This is a genomic window from Micromonospora zamorensis (assembly GCF_900090275.1).
Lineage (GTDB): Bacteria > Actinomycetota > Actinomycetes > Mycobacteriales > Micromonosporaceae > Micromonospora > Micromonospora zamorensis.
Map to the genome: position 1 here is coordinate 2,172,002 of NZ_LT607755.1, position 18,018 is coordinate 2,190,019.

At 73.3% G+C, this 18,018-nt stretch carries 4 protein-coding genes and 2 pseudogenes; 5 read left to right on the plus strand and 1 reads right to left on the minus strand.

Annotated elements, in window-relative coordinates; genetic code table 11:
* Positions 1-9 precede the first annotated feature (9 nt).
* The 5 genes and pseudogenes from GA0070619_RS33015 to GA0070619_RS09505 form a co-directional block, all read left to right on the plus strand.
* Positions 10-9,228, plus strand: a pseudogene (locus tag GA0070619_RS33015) (type I polyketide synthase); the annotation flags it as partial.
* A 46-nt stretch (positions 9,229-9,274) separates the two neighbouring features.
* A pseudogene (locus GA0070619_RS09490) lies at positions 9,275-13,090 on the plus strand (type I polyketide synthase); the annotation flags it as partial.
* Positions 13,091-13,117: 27 nt separating this feature from the next.
* Positions 13,118-13,876 carry a thioesterase II family protein gene (locus GA0070619_RS09495; protein ID WP_088947718.1) on the plus strand — a complete coding sequence of 253 codons (759 nt, stop codon included), beginning with the start codon at positions 13,118-13,120 and terminating at the stop codon, positions 13,874-13,876.
* Between the two features lie 42 nt (positions 13,877-13,918).
* Positions 13,919-14,689 carry an ABC transporter ATP-binding protein gene (locus GA0070619_RS09500; RefSeq protein WP_088947719.1) on the plus strand — a complete coding sequence of 257 codons (771 nt, stop codon included), beginning with the start codon at positions 13,919-13,921 and terminating at the stop codon, positions 14,687-14,689.
* A complete protein-coding gene (locus GA0070619_RS09505) occupies positions 14,674-16,623 on the plus strand; it encodes a hypothetical protein (RefSeq protein ID WP_088947720.1) in 1,950 nt (649 codons plus the stop codon). The genes GA0070619_RS09500 and GA0070619_RS09505 overlap by 16 nt, the downstream gene beginning before the upstream one ends.
* A 58-nt stretch (positions 16,624-16,681) precedes the next feature.
* Here GA0070619_RS09505 and GA0070619_RS09510 read toward each other — a convergent pair whose 3' ends face one another.
* Positions 16,682-17,923, minus strand: a complete 1,242-nt coding sequence (locus GA0070619_RS09510) for a cytochrome P450 (protein WP_088947721.1) — start codon at positions 17,921-17,923, stop codon at positions 16,682-16,684.
* Positions 17,924-18,018 lie beyond the last annotated feature (95 nt).

Here is an 18,018-nt window from a genome sequence, read left to right on the forward strand (position 1 = left end):
CCACCGATGGCCAACGAAGAGCGGTTGCGCTACTTCCTCAAGCGGGTCACCGCCGACCTGGAAACCGCCCAGGAGCGTATCCGGCACCTGGAGGTACGCGCCGACGAACCGATCGCGATCATCGGTGTGGGCTGCCGGTTCCCCGGTGGCGTGGACTCCCCGGAGTCACTGTGGAACCTGGTCGCGGCGGACGGGGACGGCATCACGCCGTTCCCGGCCGACCGGGGCTGGGACACCGAGGCGCTGTTCGACCCCGACCCGGACAACCCCGGGACGTCGTACGCCGCCGAGGGCGGGTTCCTCAGCGGGGCGGGTGACTTCGACGCCGGCTTCTTCGGCATCAGCCCGCGCGAGGCACTGGCGATGGACCCGGCGCAGCGGCTCCTGCTGGAGGTGTCGTGGGAGGCCATCGAGCGGGCCGGCATCGACCCGGCGTCGCTGTCCGGGTCGCCGACCGGCGTGTTCGCGGGCACCAACGGCTCGGACTACGCGGCCATGCTGATGGGTGCGTCCGAGGGCCTGGAGGGTTACCTCGCCACCGGCAACGCGGGTGCGGTGATCTCCGGCCGGGTGTCGTACTCGCTGGGCCTGGAGGGGCCGGCGGTCACCGTCGACACGGCCTGCTCGTCGTCGCTGGTCGCGCTGCACCTGGCGGCGCAGGCGCTGCGGGCCGGTGAGTGCTCGCTCGCGCTGGCCGGCGGTGTGACAGTGATGGCGACCCCGTCGCTGTTCGTCGGCTTCTCCCGTCAGCGCGGCCTGGCCGCCGACGGCCGTTGCAAGGCCTTCGCCGGTGCCGCCGACGGCACCGGCTTCGCCGAGGGCGCCGGTGTGCTGCTGTTGGAGCGGCTGTCCGAGGCCCAGCGCAACGGGCATCCGGTCCTCGCCGTGGTACGCGGCAGCGCTGTCAACCAGGACGGTGCGTCCAACGGGCTGACCGCCCCGAACGGGCCGTCGCAGCAGCGGGTGATCCAGGCGGCGCTGGTCGACGCCCGGCTCTCGGCGGCGGACGTCGACGTGGTGGAGGCGCACGGGACCGGCACCCGGCTGGGCGACCCGATCGAGGCGCAGGCACTGCTCGCCACCTACGGCCGGGAGCGCCCAGCGGACCAGCCGTTGTGGTTGGGGTCGGTGAAGTCGAACATCGGGCACACACAGGCCGCCGCCGGCGTCGCCGGGATCATCAAGATGGTCGAGGCGCTGCGTCATGAGACGTTGCCGCGGACCCTGCACGTGGACGAGCCGACGCCGCAGGTGGACTGGTCCGACGGTGCGGTGGAGCTGCTGACGGCACCGCGCCCGTGGGCGGCGGGGGAGCGTCCCCGCCGGGCGGGGGTGTCGTCGTTCGGGGTGTCCGGCACGAACGCCCACGTGATCATCGAGGAGGCACCGGCCGCACCGGTCGACGAGCCGGCCGTGGTGTCGCAGGACGTGCCGTGGCTGTTGTCGGCGGCGGCGCCGGAGGCGCTGCGCGGGCAGGCGGATCGGTTGTCGCGGGTGACGGCGGATCCGGGCGCGGTGGCGTACTCGCTGCTGTCCACCAGGTCGGTGCTGAGCCACCGGGCGGTCGTGCTCGGCCCGGACCACTCCGCGGGCCTGTCCGCCCTCCGGGACGGCCTGCCGTCGGCTTCGGTGGTCTCCGGTTCGGCCCACCCGGACTCGGGCGTGGTGTTCGTGTTCCCGGGTCAGGGTTCGCAGTGGGTAGGCATGGCCACGGGGCTGTTGGATGCGGAGCCGGTGTTCGCGGCGCGGATCGCGGAGTGCGCGGCGGCTTTGGATCCGTTCGTGGACTGGAATCTGTTGGAGGTGTTGCGCTCGGACGATCCGTTGGAGCGGGTGGATGTGGTGCAGCCAGTGTTGTGGGCGGTGCACGTGTCTCTCGCGGAGGTGTGGCGGGCGAAGGGTGTGATGCCGGATGCGGTGATCGGTCATTCGCAGGGGGAGATCGCGGCGGCCTGTGTGGCCGGGGTGCTGTCGCTCAGTGACGCGGCGAGGGTCGTGGCGTTGCGGAGCAAGGCTCTGCTGTCGATCGCGGGCAGTGGTGGGATGGTGTCGGTCAATGCCGGCCTGGACGTGGTCACCCCGTTGTTGACCGAGGGTGTGAGCGTCGCCGTGGTCAACGGCCCGACCAGCGTCGCCGTGGCGGGTGCTGACCTGGATGCGTTCCTGGCTGCCGCGGAGGCGGCCGGGGTGCGGGCGAAGCGGGTCAAGGTCGATTACGCCTCGCACTGCGCTCTGGTCGAGCCGGTGGAGGCGGAGCTGGCCCGTCTGCTCGACGGGGTGCAACCTCAGCCCGGTGCGGTGCCGGTGTTCTCCACGGTGGAGGACGGCGGTCAGATGGACGCCGGCTACTGGTATCGCAATCTGCGTCAGCCGGTGCGCCTGGACCTGGCGGTCGCGGCGGCGCAGGCGGCCGGACACCGGATCTTCATCGAGGTCAGCGCGCACCCGGTGCTCGCCGGTGCGATCGAGGCCACCACCATCGGCACGCTGCGCCGTGACGCGGGCGGCCCCCAGCAGGTCGTACGGTCGTTGGCCGAGGCGTGGGTGCGGGGCGCGCCGGTCGACTGGAGCACCATCATCGCGGCCACCCGGGTCGTGGACCTGCCGACGTACCCGTTCCAGCACGAGCGTTACTGGCCCACCCGTGGCAGCGCGATCAGCGCGGCCGACCCGGTGGACAGCGAGTTCTGGCAGGCGGTCGAGAACGGTGACCTCACCCCGCTGGGCATCACCGGCGACGGTGGCGAGCTGCTGCCCGCCCTCACCGCCTGGCGCCGCCGCAAGCGCGAGCACCACACCCTCGACGACTGGCGGTACCGGGTCACCTGGCAGAGCAGGACCACCCCGACCGAGAACACCCTCACCGGCACCTGGCTGATCCTGCTCCCCGCCGGCGAACCCTGGTCGGACGCCGCCGAGGACGCCCTCGCGCAGGCCGGCGCCCGGGTCGTACCGGTGGCCATCGCTCCCGGTCCGATCGACCGGAGCGCCCTCACCGACGCGGTCAACGCCTCCATCGGCGCGACACCCGTCGACGGAGTGCTGTCCCTGCTCTCCCTGCCCGCCGCCGAGGCCGCCGACGCGGTGCACGACGCGTCCACAGTGCTGCACGGTCTCGCGGACGCGGGCATCACCGCCCCGCTCTGGCTCGCCACCCGCTCCGGAGTCCGGGTCGGCCGTTCCGACGCCGCCCCGGCACCCACGCAGGCAGCACTCTGGGGCTTCGGCCGGGTCGTCGCACTGGAAGAGCCGCACCGCTGGGGTGGCCTGATCGACCTGCCGGCGCAGCCCGACCCCCGGTCGGCCGCCCGGCTCGTCGCGGCACTCACCGCCGGCGACGACGAGGACCAGTTCGCCGTCCGCGCCTCGGGCCTCTACACCCGCCGGCTGACCCGCGCCCCGCAGGGCACCACCCCCGGGTGGTCGCCGTCGGGCACCGCACTGGTCACCGGCGGCACCGGCGCGATCGGCGCGCACACGGCCCGCTGGCTGGCCCGCAACGGCGCCGAGCACCTGGTGCTCACCAGCCGCCGAGGCCCGGACGCCCCTGGCGCCGACGACCTGCGCGCCGAGTTGGAGCAGGCCGGCACCCGCGTCACCATCACCGCCTGCGACATCGTCGACCGGGACGCCCTGCGCACCCTGATCGACGGCCTGCCGGACCTGACCTCCGTCTTCCACACCGCCGCCGTCCTGGACGACGGCACGCTCGGCAGCCTCGACCGGGACCGGATCGAGCGGGTGCTCGCCCCGAAGGCCGTCGCCGCCCAGCACCTGCACGACCTCACCCGGGACCGGGACCTGACCGCGTTCGTGCTGTTCTCGTCGCTGTCCGGCACCCTCGGTAACGCCGGGCAGGGCGCGTACGCCGCCGCGAACGCGTACCTCGACGCCCTGGCCGAGCAGCGGGCCGCCGCCGGCCTGCCGGCCACCTCGATCGCCTGGGGCCGCTGGGGCGACGGAGGCCTCGCCGAGGAGGCCGTACGCCGGGAGCGGCTCAGCCGGGGCGGCCTGGGCGCCATGGACCCGGCGCTGGCCCTCACCGGCCTCGCCAGCGCGATCGGAGCCGGTGAGCCGGCCCTCGCCCTGACCGACGTGGACTGGGAGCGGTTCGCCCCCACCTTCACCGCGGTACGCCCCAACCCCACCCTCGCCACACTCTGGGAAGCCGCCGGGAGCACCGGCACCGACCCGTCCGGCGACCTGACCCGGCGGCTGCTGTCGATGACCGCCCGGGACCGCTCCGCAGCCCTGGTCGAGCTGGTCCGCGGGCACGCCGCGGCGGTCCTCGGCCACTCCGGCGCGGACGGCGTCGAACCGGAGCGCGCCTTCCGTGACCTCGGGTTCGACTCGCTCACCGCTGTCGAACTGCGCAACGCGCTCGGCGCGGCCATCGACCTGCGGCTGCCCGCCACCCTGATCTTCGACCATCCGACCGCTCTCGCCCTCGGCGCCCACCTCGGCGGTCTGCTCGCCGGAGGGACCGACGGTGACGCCGAGCCGGATGCCGGCCCGGACGCCTCCACCGCCGCCGACCAGGACGACCCGATCGTCGTGGTGGGCATGTCGTGCCGCTTCCCCGGCGGCGCGGACAACCCCGACCAGCTGTGGCAGCTCGTGCACGACGAGGTGGACGCGATCTCCACGTTCCCCGCCGACCGCGGCTGGGACGTCGACAGCGTCTACGACGCCGACCCGGACAGCGCCGGCACCAGCTACGTGCGCGAGGGCGGCTTCCTCTACGGCGCCGCCGCGTTCGATCCCGAGTTCTTCGGCATCTCCCCGCGTGAGGCCCTGGCCATGGACCCGCAGCAGCGGCTCCTGCTGGAGACCGCCTGGGAGGCCTTCGAGCACGCCGGCATCGACCCGACGACCGCCCGCGGCGAGCAGGTCGGCGTCTTCGTCGGCTCGAACGGCCAGGACTACGGCGCCCTGCTCTACGGCTCCACCGAGGGCGTCGAGGGGCACACCATGACCGGCAACGCCGGCAGTGTCGCGTCTGGCCGGATCTCCTACGCGCTCGGCCTGGAGGGACCGGCCGTCACCATCGACACCGCCTGCTCGTCGTCGCTGGTCGCGCTGCACCTCGCCGCCCAGTCGCTGCGCCAGGGCGAGTGCCGCCAGGCGCTGGCCGGCGGCGTCACGGTGATGGCCACCCCGGGCCGGTTCGTCGAGTTCAGCCGCCAGCGCGGGCTCGCCGCCGACGGCCGCTGCAAGGCGTTCGCCGACGGCGCCGACGGCACCGGCTGGGGCGAGGGCGCGGGCATGCTGCTGCTTGAGCGCCGATCCGCGGCGCTGGCCGCGGGCCACCAGATCCTCGCCACGGTACGCGGCAGCGCGATCAACCAGGACGGCGCGTCGAACGGGCTGACCGCCCCCAACGGCCCCGCCCAGCAACGGGTGATCCGGGCCGCTCTCGCCGACGCGGGCCTGCGACCCTCCGAGGTGGACCTGGTGGAGGCGCACGGCACCGGCACCCGGCTCGGCGACCCGATCGAGGCCCAGGCGCTGCTCGCCACGTACGGGCAGCACCGACCGGCGGACCGCCCGCTGCGGCTCGGCTCGATCAAGTCGAACATCGGCCACACCCAGGCCGCCGCCGGTGTCGCCGGTGTGATCAAGGTGATCCAGGCGATGCGGTACGGGGTGCTGCCCCGGACGTTGCACGTGGACCAGCCGAGCGCCGAGGTGGACTGGGAGTCCGGTGCGGTGGCGCTGCTCGACCGGTCCCTGCCGTGGGAGGGCGCCGGGCCGCGCCGGGCCGCCGTGTCGTCGTTCGGCATCAGCGGCACCAACGCCCACGTCGTGCTGGAGGGCGACCCGGCCCCGGCGACCGCCGCCCCCGCCACGAACCCGCAGCGCCCCGCCACGTGGCTGCTCAGCTCGCGGACCGAGGAGGGGTTGCGCGACCAGGCCGGGCGGTTGCTCGGCCACCTGGACGAGCACCCGGGGCTGGACCCGTACGACGTCGGTTTCTCCCTCGCCACCACCCGTACCCAGCACCGGCACCGGGCCGCGGTGTTCGGGCGTGCAGAGCTGGCGGCGGTGGCCGCCGGATCACCGGCTCCGATCACCGGTTCGGTGGTGCGGGGCAGGACGGCGTTCGTGTTCTCCGGGCAGGGGTCGCAGCGCCCGGGCATGGGCCTGGAGTTGGCCGCCACGTACCCCGTGTTCGCCGAGGCGTTCGACGCGGCCTGCGCGGAGCTGGATCTGCATCTGGACCGGCCGCTGCGCGCGGTGATCGCCGACGGCGGTGACCTGGACCAGACGGTCTACACGCAGGCCGCGTTGTTCGCTGTCGAGGTCGCGCTGTACCGCCTGGTGGGTGCCACCCCCGACTACCTGGTGGGGCACTCGATCGGTGAGATCGCCGCCGCGCATGTCGCCGGGGTGCTGTCCCTGGCCGACGCGGCGAAGCTGGTCGCGGCGCGCGGCCGGTTGATGCAGGCGTTGCCGGCCGGTGGGGTCATGGTCGCGGTGCGGGCGACCGAGGCCGAGGTGCTGCCGCTGTTGGTCGACGGGGTGTCCGTCGCGGCGGTCAATGGTCCTCGTTCGGTGGTGCTGTCCGGTGCCGCCGACGAGGTGGCGGCGGTCGCGGCGCACTTTGAGAAGTCCAAGCGGCTCAAGGTTTCTCACGCGTTCCACTCGGTGTTGATGGAGCCGATGCTGGTGGAGTTCGCACAGGTTGCGGAGACGTTGACCTACGCGTCTCCGCGGATTCCGGTCGTGTCCAACGTGACGGGGCAGGTTGGTGAGACGCAGGACGCGGCGTACTGGGTGCGGCACGTGCGGGAGGCGGTGCGCTTCGCCGACGGCATCGCCACCCTGGAGGGCGCGGGCGTCAGCACGTTTGTGGAGATCGGCCCGGACGGTGTCCTGTCCGCGATGGGTGCGGACTGCGTGACCGATGCCGCCTTCGTGCCGGTGCAACGCGCCGACCGGGACCAGCCCACCGCCCTGCGCACCGCGCTCGCCCAGCTTCACGTCCGGGGCGTCGCGGTGGACTGGGCCGCTCTGCACCCCGGAGCGCGCCGCGTCGACCTGCCCACCTACGCCTTCCAACGGCAGCACTACTGGCCCGGTTCGGTCTCCTGGGCCCGGCCCACCGCCGACAACGACGAGCACCTGTGGGACCGCATCGAACGCGCGGACCTCGCCGGCATCGGCGCCGAACTCGCCCTGCCGCCGGACGCCACCCTCCCGGCGGTCGTCCGGGCACTCTCCGACTGGCGGCGGCAGGCCCGGCGCAGCTCCACGATCGACGGGTGGCGCTACGGCGTACGCTGGCGGCCTCTGTCCTCGACCGGGACGCCCACCCTGACCGGCACCTGGCTGCTGGTCAGCACCCCGGAGCACCCCACGGCGGAACTCGCCGCCGTGCTGCGCCGGCACGGCGCGGCGACCGGAACCGTCACGCTGACGCCGGCCGACCTGACCCGGGCCGGCACCGCCGCGCGGCTCGGCGCGGCCCTCGACGAACACGGCCCGGTGCACGGCATCCTGTCCCTGCTCGCCCTCGACCAGGAGCCGCACCCCACGCACCCGATCCTCACCAGGGGCGTCGCCGGCACGGTGACGCTGGTCCAGGCCCTCGACCAGCTCGGCGCCACCGCTCCGGTGTGGAGCGTGACCCGCGGCGCTGTCGCGATCGGCGGCTCCGAGCGGGTCGCCGCGCCCGCCCAGGCGCAGGTCTGGGGCCTCGGCCGGGTCGCCGCCCTGGAACAGCCCCGGCTGTGGGCCGGTCTGGTCGACCTGCCACCCCTGCTCGACGACCGCGCCGGCTCACGGCTCTGCGCCGTGCTGGCCGGTGCCGGCGCCGGAGGCGGTGAGGACCAGGTGGCGGTCCGCGCCTCGGCGATCTTCGGTCGCCGACTGGTCCGCCACCCACGCAGCACGACACCGGGTCCGCAGTGGCGCCCGCGCGGCACGGTCCTGATCACCGGTGGCACCGGAGCGCTGGGCGGGCGGGTCGCGCGCCTGCTCGCCGAACGAGGAGCCGAGCACCTGCTCCTGCTCAGCCGCCGGGGCGCCGACGCACCCGGGGTGGCCGACCTGACCGGCGAGCTGACCGCGCTCGGCGCCCGGGTCACCGTCGAGGCCTGCGACGTGGCGGACCGGGACGCGCTGGGCGGGGTGCTCGACCGCGTCCCCGCCGACCTGCCGCTGACCGCTGTGGTGCACGCCGCCGGCATCGGCACCCCCGGATCGCTGCGCGACACCGATCTGGACGAGTTCGCCTCCGTGGTCCGCGCCAAGATCGCCGGTGCGGTGCACCTGGACGCGCTGCTCGGCGAACGGCCGCTCGACGCGTTCGTGCTCTTCTCCTCCATCGCGGGGATCTGGGGCAGCGGCGGCCAGGGTGCGTACGCGGCCGCCAATGCGTACCTCGATGCCCTCGCCGAGGCCCGGCGGGGTCGCGGCCTCGCCGGTACCGCGGTGGCCTGGGGTCCGTGGGGCGACGGTGGAATGGCCGAAGGACCGGCTCAGGAGCAGCTGCGCCGCCGTGGCCTGCCGGTGATGAACCCGGAGTCGGCGATCGAGGCGCTCGCCGCCGCCATCGACGACCGTGAGGTGGCGCTCGCCGTCGCCGACGTCGACTGGGCCCGGTTCGCGTTGCCGTTCCAGGCGGTCCGCTCCGGCCGGCTGCTGGACGAGATCGACGAGGCGCGGGCGGCGCTCACCGCCGCCGCGCCGGGCGCCGAGAGCGCGGCCGACGCCGACGCGCTGCGCCGCAGCCTGACCGGCCTGCCGGCAGCCGAGCGGGAACGGGTCGTGCTCGACCTGATCCGCAAGAACGCGGCCACGGTGCTGGGGCACACCGCCCCCGGCGGCGTCGACGTCGACCGCGGGTTCCTGGAACTCGGCTTCGACTCGCTGACCGGGGTGGAGCTGCGCAACGCGCTCTCCGCCGAACTCGGCCTGCCGTTGCCCGCGACGCTGATCTTCGACTACCCGTCACCGCTGGTCCTGGCCGAGCACGTCCTCGACCAGTTGGCCGGCCCGGAGGCGGGCGGGGACCCGGAGGAGCAGCAGGTCCGACAGGTCCTGTCCCGGATCCCGGTGGAGCGGCTGCGCGCGGCCGGCCTGCTGGACACCCTGCTCGGCCTGGCACAGACCGGGCCGGAGGCGCCGGATGCGCCGCCGGCCACCGATGACGACGGTGAGGACCTGGCCGAGCTCGACGTCAGCGAGCTGGTCCGCCTCGCCCTCGACGGCACCGAGAGCTGACGGGGAGTAAACGATGGCCACGAGTTACGACGAGGTGGTGGCGGCGCTGCGTGCGGCGCTCGCCGACAACAAGCGGCTGAAGCAGCGCAACGCCGTCCCGGCGGCCCCGCCCGCGCCCGAGCCGATCGCGATCGTCTCGATGGGCTGCCGGCTGCCCGGCGGGATCCGCGGCCCCGAGCAACTCTGGGACCTGGTGACCGACGGGCGGGACGCGATCGGCGAGTTCCCGCCCGACCGGGGCTGGGACCTGGGTGCCCTGTCCGAGCTCAGCACCGCCGGCGCCGGCGCGTTCCTCTACGAGGCGGGTGACTTCGATCCCGGCTTCTTCGGTATCTCGCCGCGCGAGGCGATCGCCATGGACCCGCAGCAGCGGCTGCTCCTGGAGACCGCGTGGGAGACCTTCGAGCGGGCCGGGATCGACCGGGCCACCGCCCGGGGCAGCCGCACCGGCGTCTTCGCCGGCACCAACAACCAGGACTACACCGGCGTGCTGGTCGCCGCCCTGGCGCAGGGCTTCGACGGGCACCTCGGCACCGGCAACTCGGCGAGCGTGGTCTCCGGGCGGATCTCGTACACGTTCGGCCTGGAGGGGCCGGCGCTCACAGTGGACACCGCCTGCTCGTCGTCGCTGGTCGCGGTGCATCTCGCCGCCCAGTCCCTGCGCGACGGCGAGTGCAGTCTGGCGCTGGCCGGCGGCGTCGCGGTGATGGCCACCCCGTCGGTCTTCGTCGAGTTCTCCCGGCAGGGTGGGCTCGCCACCAACGGCCGCTGCAAGTCGTTCGCCGCCGCCGCCGACGGCACCGGTTGGGGCGAGGGCGCCGCGATGGTGCTGCTGGAACGGCTGTCCGACGCCCGCCGCAACGGGCATCCGGTGCTCGCCGTGCTGCGCGGCAGCGCTGTCAACCAGGATGGCGCGTCCAGTGGCCTGACCGCCCCGAACGGCCCCGCCCAGCAGCGGGTGATCCGGACCGCGCTGGCGAACGCCCGGCTCACCGCGGCCGACGTCGACGTGGTGGAGGCGCACGGCACCGGCACCCGGCTGGGTGACCCGATCGAGGCGCAGGCGCTGCTGGCCACGTACGGTCAGGACCGTCCGGCCGACCAGCCGGTGTGGCTCGGCTCGATCAAGTCCAACATCGGCCACACCCAGGCCGCCGCCGGGGTCACCGGCATCATCAAGATGGTCCAGGCGATGCGCCACGGCGTGCTGCCGGCCACCCTGCACGTCGATCGGCCCACCCCGCAGGTGGACTGGTCCGCCGGAGCCGTCGAACTGCTCACCTCGGCGCGCCCGTGGCCCACCACGGGTCGGCCGCGTCGCGCCGCCGTCTCCTCGTTCGGGGTCAGCGGCACCAACGCCCACGTGATCCTCGAACAGCCGACGGAGGCAGAGGACCGGATCGCCACCCCGGGGACCCGTGCGGCGCACGACGTCCTGGCCTGGCCGGTGTCGGCCCGCGAGCCCGCCGGGCTCCGGGCCCAGGCGGCACAACTGCTCGACCACCTGAGGGAGCACCCCGGCCTGGACCCGGCCGACGTGGCCGGCTCGCTCGCTGTCACCCGGTCGCACTTCGAGTACCGGGCGGTGGCGGTCGGCACCGGAACGGACAGCCTGACCGCGGCGCTGGCCCGGATCGCCGACGGGACCGACCCGGGCGACCTCGCTACCGCCCGGCCGCAGGTGGCCTTCGTCTTCTCCGGCCAGGGCGCGCAGCGGGCCGGTACGGGCCGGGACCTGTACGCCACCTTCCCGGTGTACGCCGAGGCGTTCGACGCGGTGTGCGCCGAACTCGACGTCCACCTGGACCGGTCGATCCGGGAGGTGATCCTCGACGACGAGGCGGCGCTGGAGCGGACCGGGTACGCCCAGGCGGCCCTGTTCGCCGTCGAGGTCGCGCTGTACCGCCTGGTCACGTCGTTCGGAGTGGTCCCGGATCAGCTCATCGGCCACTCCACCGGGGAGATCGCGGCGGCGCACGTGGCCGGGGTGCTGTCGCTGCCCGACGCGGCGGCGCTCGTCGCGGCACGGGGGCGGCTCATCCAGGCACTCCCGGCCGGTGGCGTGATGGTCGCGGTCCGGGCGACGGAGTCGGAGGTCCGCGAGGCGCTCGCCGGCCACGAGGCGGTGGTGTCCGTCGCCGCGGTGAACGGGCCGAAGTCGGTGGTGGTGGCCGGCGCGGCGGAGGCTGTCGAGCAGGTCGTCGCCCGGTTCGGCAAGACCCGGACGCTGGACGTGGGTCACGCTCTGCACTCGCCGCTGATGGCGCCGATGACCGCGGACTTCGCCCAGGCCATCGGCGGGCTGACCCACGCGCCCGCCCGCATCCCGGTCATCTCCACGGTCACCGGCGACGTCGCCGAGTTCGGCACCGACTACTGGGTGGACCAGATCCGCGCCACAGTGCGCTTCGCGGACGGCATCCGGGCTCTGCACGAGCGGGGCGTCAGCGCCTATCTGGAGATCGGCCCGGACGCGGTGCTCACCCCGCTGGGCGCCGACTGCGTCGAGGGCGCCGACCGGGACAACGCCCCGCTGTTCGTCGCCGCCCAGTCACGCGACGGGGTCGAGGCCCTGGTCACCGCGCTCGCCCGACTGCACTGCCGGGGCGTACGACTGGACTGGGCTGCGCTGCTGCCCGGGACCACGCGGGTCGACCTGCCCACCTACCCGTTCCAGCGGCAGCACTACTGGCCGGCGCTGGAACCGGTCGCCATGCCGACCGCCGCGGCACCCGCCGAGCAGCCGCCGGCCGTCTCGTCGGCGCCGGTCCTGTCGCGGGACTCCGCGTTCGAGGAGGTCCGCGACCTCATCCGGCAGGAGACCGCCGAGATGCTCGGCTACTCCGGCATCGAGTCCATCCGGCCCGGGCGAGATTTCCTCGAACTCGGCGTCGACTCGGTGATCGCGCAGGAGATCCGCCACCGTCTCAGCGCCGCCACCGGTCTCACCCTGGCCCCCGGTCTGCTCTTCGCCCACCAGGACCCGGACCGGCTGGCCCGGCACCTGATGGCGGAGATGGCCGGGACGACGGCGGCCTCGCCGGCCCCCACGCTGGACGTGATGTTCCGGCAGGCGCGGCACCGCGACGACCTGCACGAGTTCACGACACTGCTGATGCGTCTGGCCGGGTACCGGCCGAGCTTCACCGCGGCCGACGTGGACGAGGGGCGGGTGGCCGTACCCGCTCTGGCGCGCCTGGCCGAGGACGGCGGCGGCCCACGGATCATCGCCTGCTGCACCACCTCGCTGATGGCCGGGCCGCAGGAGTACGCCCGGCTGGCCGGCGCCCTGCGCGGCCGGTACCAGATCTCCGCCCTGGTCAACCCCGGTTACCAGGAGGACGAGCCGGCCCCCGCCGACCTGGCCGCCGCGCTGCGCCTCCAGGTCCGGGCGATCCGCGCGGACGTCGGCGCCGAGCCGTTCATCCTGCTCGGACACTCGGCCGGCGGCCTGGTCGCCAACGCCCTCGCCGCCGAGCTGGAGGCCGAGGGCGTCGGTCCGGCCGCCGTGGTGCTGCTCGACTCCTACCCGCCGGCCGACGCGGTGCTCGGCCGGTGGATACCCGAACTGCTCGACGGCCTGGACCTGGACGACGCCGGCGTGGCCGATCAGCGGTATCTCGCCTGGGCGTCGTACGTGCGTCACTACGGCGACTTCGAGCCGCTGCCCACCAGCGCACCGACCCTGCTGGTCCGCGCCGGTGAGCCCCTCGGCACGGTGCCGGACGACCGCGACTGGCGGCCGTCCTGGCAGCACCCGCACACCGTGGCCGACGCCACCGGCGACCACTTCACCATGGTCGGCGACCAGGTCGACCGCACCGCGCAGACAGTGCACGACTGGCTGACCGCGACCCTCTGACCTGACTTTCGTGAACGGAGACCCGACATGACCATCACGACGACCAGCACTGTCGACACCAGCCTGTGGCTGCGCCGGTTCCACCCGAAGCCGGACGCGCCGGTGCGTCTGGTCTGCCTACCGCACGCCGGCGGCTCGGCCAGTTACTATCACCCGGTCTCGCGCGCCCTGACCGGCGTCGAGGTGTTCGCGGTGCAGTACCCCGGCCGGCAGGACCGTCGCGCCGAGCCCTGCATCGACACCGTCCACGGCCTGGCCGCCAGGGTCGCCGAGCAGGTCGCCACGCTCGCCGACCGCCCGATCGCCCTGTTCGGCCACAGCATGGGCGCCTCGGTCGCCTTCGAGGTGGCCCGGCTCCTCGAGGAGGACGGCATCGTCCTGAAGCACCTGTTCGCCTCCGGGCGGCGTGCGCCCTCGCGGCACCGCGACGAGCACATCCACCAGCTGGGTGACAACGGCCTGATCGCGGAGATGCGCCGACTCAACGGCACCGAGGGCAAACTGCTCGACGACGACGAGCTGATCCGCATGATCATCGGGGCGATCCGCAACGACTACAAGGCCGCGGAGACCTATGTGTACCGACCCGGCCCGCCACTGTCCTGCCCGATCACGGTGCTGACCGGCGATTCGGACCCGAAGGTCACCGTGGACGAGGCCGACTCCTGGCGGACGCACACGACCGGCCCCTACGCCATGAAAGTTTATAGGGGTGGTCACTTCTACCTGAACAACCACCAGACGGACATACTGGAGACCATTGTGGATCGCCTGACGGCAGGCTGACGGCAAGGCGGCCCGACCAGTCCGAGACTTCCGGAGGTACCAGTGACAACCCCGACACCCACGCCGGCTCTGCGGCTCATCGGGCTGTCCAAGGCATTCGGTGACAAGCGTGCCGTCGATCACATCGATCTGGAGGTTCCGGGCGGCTCGTTCTTCGGGCTGGTCGGTCCCAACGGGGCCGGCAAGACCACATCACTGTCCATGGCGGTCGGGCTGCTGCGCCCCGACAGCGGTCGCGCCGAGATCTTCGGCGTGGACGTCTGGGCCGACCCGGTCCGAGCCAAGGAACTGATCGGCGTCCTGCCCGACGGCCTCGGCATGCCCGAGCGGCTCACCGGCCGGGAGGTGCTCAGCTACCTGGGTCTGCTGCGGGGCATGGAGCCCGAGGCGGTCGCCAAGCGCAGCCAGGATCTGCTGGAGGTCCTCGAACTCGACCGGGCCGACAGCACCCTGGTCCTCGAATACTCGACCGGCATGCGCAAGAAGATCGGCCTGGCCACGGCCCTGCTGCACGCACCGAAGCTGCTGGTGCTCGACGAGCCTCTGGAGGCCGTCGACCCCGTCTCGGCGGCGACGATCAAGGTGATCCTCCAGCGCTTCGTCGCCGCCGGCGGCTCGGTGGTCTTCTCCAGTCACGTCATGCCGGTCGTCGAGCAGCTCTGCGACCACGTCGCGGTCGTCACCGGCGGCCGGGTGGTCGCCTCCGGCCCGCTCGACGAGGTCCGCGGCGGCAGCTCCCTGGAGAACCGGTTCGTCGACCTGGTCGGCGGCCAGCCGGTGAGCGCGGGGGAGCTGTCATGGTTGGCATCCTGATCCGGATGAAGCTGGCCGTTCTGCGGCACTCGATGACCGGGCAGCGTGCCGCCGACATGATCGGTGGCGGCGTGCTGGGCCTGGTCCTCGCTGGCGGCACGATCTGGCTGGCCCTGCACGACTGGCCGGTCGACGGCCTGCCGCTGGACCTGGTCGGCGCGGCGTTCGCCATCTGGATGATCGGCTGGCTGTTCGGCCCGGTGCTGTTCGGTGGGGGCGACGAGACGCTGCGCCCGGAGCACCTGGCCCTGCTGCCGATCCCGCCGCGCCGGCTCGCCACCGGTCTGCTCGCCGTCGCGTTCGTCGGCGTCGCCCCGGTGGTCAGCCTGGTGGCCTTCACCGCGCTGATCGTCGTCGCTCTCCCGGTCGGCGGTGCCGCCGCCCTGATCGCGGTGCCGGTGGTCTTCCTCCAACTGCTGTTCGTGGTGCTCGCTTCCCGGTTCGTCACCGCCGCGCTCAGCACGCTGATGCGCGCCAAGATCGGTGCGGTCCTGGCCGCCGTGATCAGCGGCGGCATCCTGGCGCTCACGCACACCGGTTGGGTGCTCAAACCCACCATCCAGTACGCCCTCACCGCCGGTTTCCCGGAGAACCTGGCGGACTGGGTGCGCCGCCTGCCGTCCGGCTGGGGCATCGTCGCGGTGGAGGCCGCCGGCCGGGGTGACTGGCTGCTCGCCCTCGCCGCGCCGGCCGGTCTCGCCGTACTCAGCGTGCTGGCCATGCTCGGTTGGTCCGCGCTGCTGGTCCGCCGGCTCAGCCACCGAGGCGCAAGCGGCCGCCCGGCCCGTGGCCGCACCGCCGCGCAGCAGATCCGCGGTGGCGGTGTGCGGGCCGTCGTCGGTCGTGAGCTGCGCACCGCGTCCCGGGACCTGATGCGCTTTCACTACCTGGTCTTCTCCCTGGTCTACGCGCTGGCGTTCTGCCTGCTGCCGCTCCTGGTCGACCTGCCGATCTTCGTGCCGTTCATCGGTGTCGCGTTCGGCATCTGGGCCGCGGCCATCTCCGCCAACCTGTACGGCGAGGACGGCACGGTGATCTGGCAGACAGTGCTCACCCCCGGGGCCGCCCGCAAGGACGTCCGCGGTCGTCAGCTCGCCTGGTTGCTGCTGACCGCCCCCGCGGTCGTGGTCCTCAGCGTCGTGCCGACAGTGCTCAGTGGGCAGACGTGGGCCTGGCCGTGGCTGGCCGCCCTGGTGCCGGCCCTGATCGGCGGCGGCGCCGGCGTCATCGTGCTGATCTCGGTGCTGCGCCCGGTGCCGATGACCGACCCGCACAAGCGCAGCGGCAACCTCCTGGAGAACGGCACCGACTTCACCCAGGTGCTGCTCATGCTGGTGCTGGTCGCCGCCACCGCGGCCCCTGCCTATCTCACCGTCCGCTACGGACCCGATTGGGCGGGCGCCGGTGTCGGCCTGGTCACCGGCATCCTGCTGGCCTGGCTGCTCGGCGATCTGGCCGCCAAGCACCTGGAAGCGACCGGCCCCGACCTGCTCGCCACCATGCGGGCCTCCACCTCCCGCAAGAGCAACCTCAGCGGCGACGTCGACTGGGACCAGATCACCGCCTCCCTCGGCGGGGTGGATCTCGGCGAGAGCCGCCTCGGCATCGACAAGGCGTCACCGGCCCGCCGCGCCGTCATCTACGTGTGCTTCACCGTCTGCTGGGTCCCGCTGGTCGCACAGGGCGTCGTTCCGGCCTTCCTGAAATACAACGACCCCGACCGCGACTCCTGGTTCGTGGCCCGCCTCGTCCCCGAGGCGCTGCACTGGCCGGTCGTCGGCGTCATGGTCGTGCTCGGCCTGGGTCTCATCGCCGTCGGCTTCCACCAGCTGCGGGTGGCCCGTGCGGAGAGCCGCCAGGCCACGGTGGACCGGGCCGGCCACGCTCCGGTGGTGACCCGCCAACCCGAGAAGGTGGACGAGCTGAACCACTGACCGGACGGAAAGGGGCTCGGCCACCGTGGTGGCCGAGCCCTTTCGTGTGTCTGGATGGTCACCAGGTGATGGGCAGCTCGCGGACACCGTAGATCAGGGACTCGGAGCGCAGCGGAACGTCCTCGATCGACCCGTGCAGGCGCAGGCCGGGAAAGCGGGTGAACAGGGCCCGCAGAGCGATCCTGAGTTCCGCGCGGGCGAGCTGCTGGCCGATGCAGAGGTGCACGCCGTGGCCGAAGGCGAGGTGCTGGAGGCTGGTCCGGGTCACGTCGAGGACGCCGGGATCGGCATAGCGGGACGGGTCGCGGTTGGCGGCGGACAGCGAGAGGCTGACGCTCTCGCCGGCGCGGATGAGCTGCCCGCCCACCGGCACGTCCTCGGTGGCGAGGCGGGTCACGCCGAACTGGAAGGTCGGCAGATAGCGGAGCAGCTCCTCGACGGCGTCCGGGACCCGGTCCAGGTCGGCGCGCAGGACGGCCAGCTGCTCGGGGTTGCTGAGCAGCGCGAACACGCCGAGGCTGAGCTGGTTGGCGGTGGTCTCGTGGCCGCCGACGAGCAGCAGCATGGCGATGCTGGTCAGTTCCTCGTCGGTGAGCGGGTCGTCGTCCGAGTCGTGGATCAGGCCGGAGATCAGGGCGCCGTCCGGCTCGTCGTGTTTGGTGGCGACCAGGGCGGCCAGATACTGGCGCAGGTTCCAGGCGGACATCCCGATCTCCATCGGGGTGGCGTCGGTGCGCAGCATCGCCGCGGTCAGCGTCTGGAACTGGGCGCGCTCGGCGTAGGGGACGCCGAGCAGCTCGCAGATGACCAGCGAGGGGATCGGCAGAGCGAAGTCCCGGACCAGGTCGGCAGGCGCGCCAGCGGCCTCGATTGCGTCGAGGCGCTCGGTCACGATCTCCGCGATCCGCGGCTCCAGGGCGCGGACCCGGCGCATCGTGAACTGGCCCATCAGCATCTTGCGGTAGCGCGTGTGGTGCGGCGGGTCGACGTGGATGAAGAACGCCGGGTCCGGCGGAAGCTGCTTGGCCTCCTCCGGTATCACCTGGATCGGGTTGGACGCCTTGAGGATGTCCGCGCTGAACCGGTTGTCGGCGAGCACCGCGCGGACGTCCTCGGCCCGGGTGACCAGCCAGCCGACCGAACCGTCGGCCATGATCAGCGGACTGACCGGGTGCTCCTCGGCGCGCTGGAGGAGTTCGTCGGGTGGGGAGAACGGACACTTGCCGCGCTGTCGGGGCAGCGGAGCCGGCTCCCCGGTGCCCGATCCGGCCGGGGCGGGATGTTGCGTCGCACTGGTCATCGTCACCACTCATTTCCGCATGGACATTGTCTCCACGTTAGGTTGAACGTGCCGTCAGGAAATGCGCCCCGATCCGGATCGGGGGTCGATCCAGG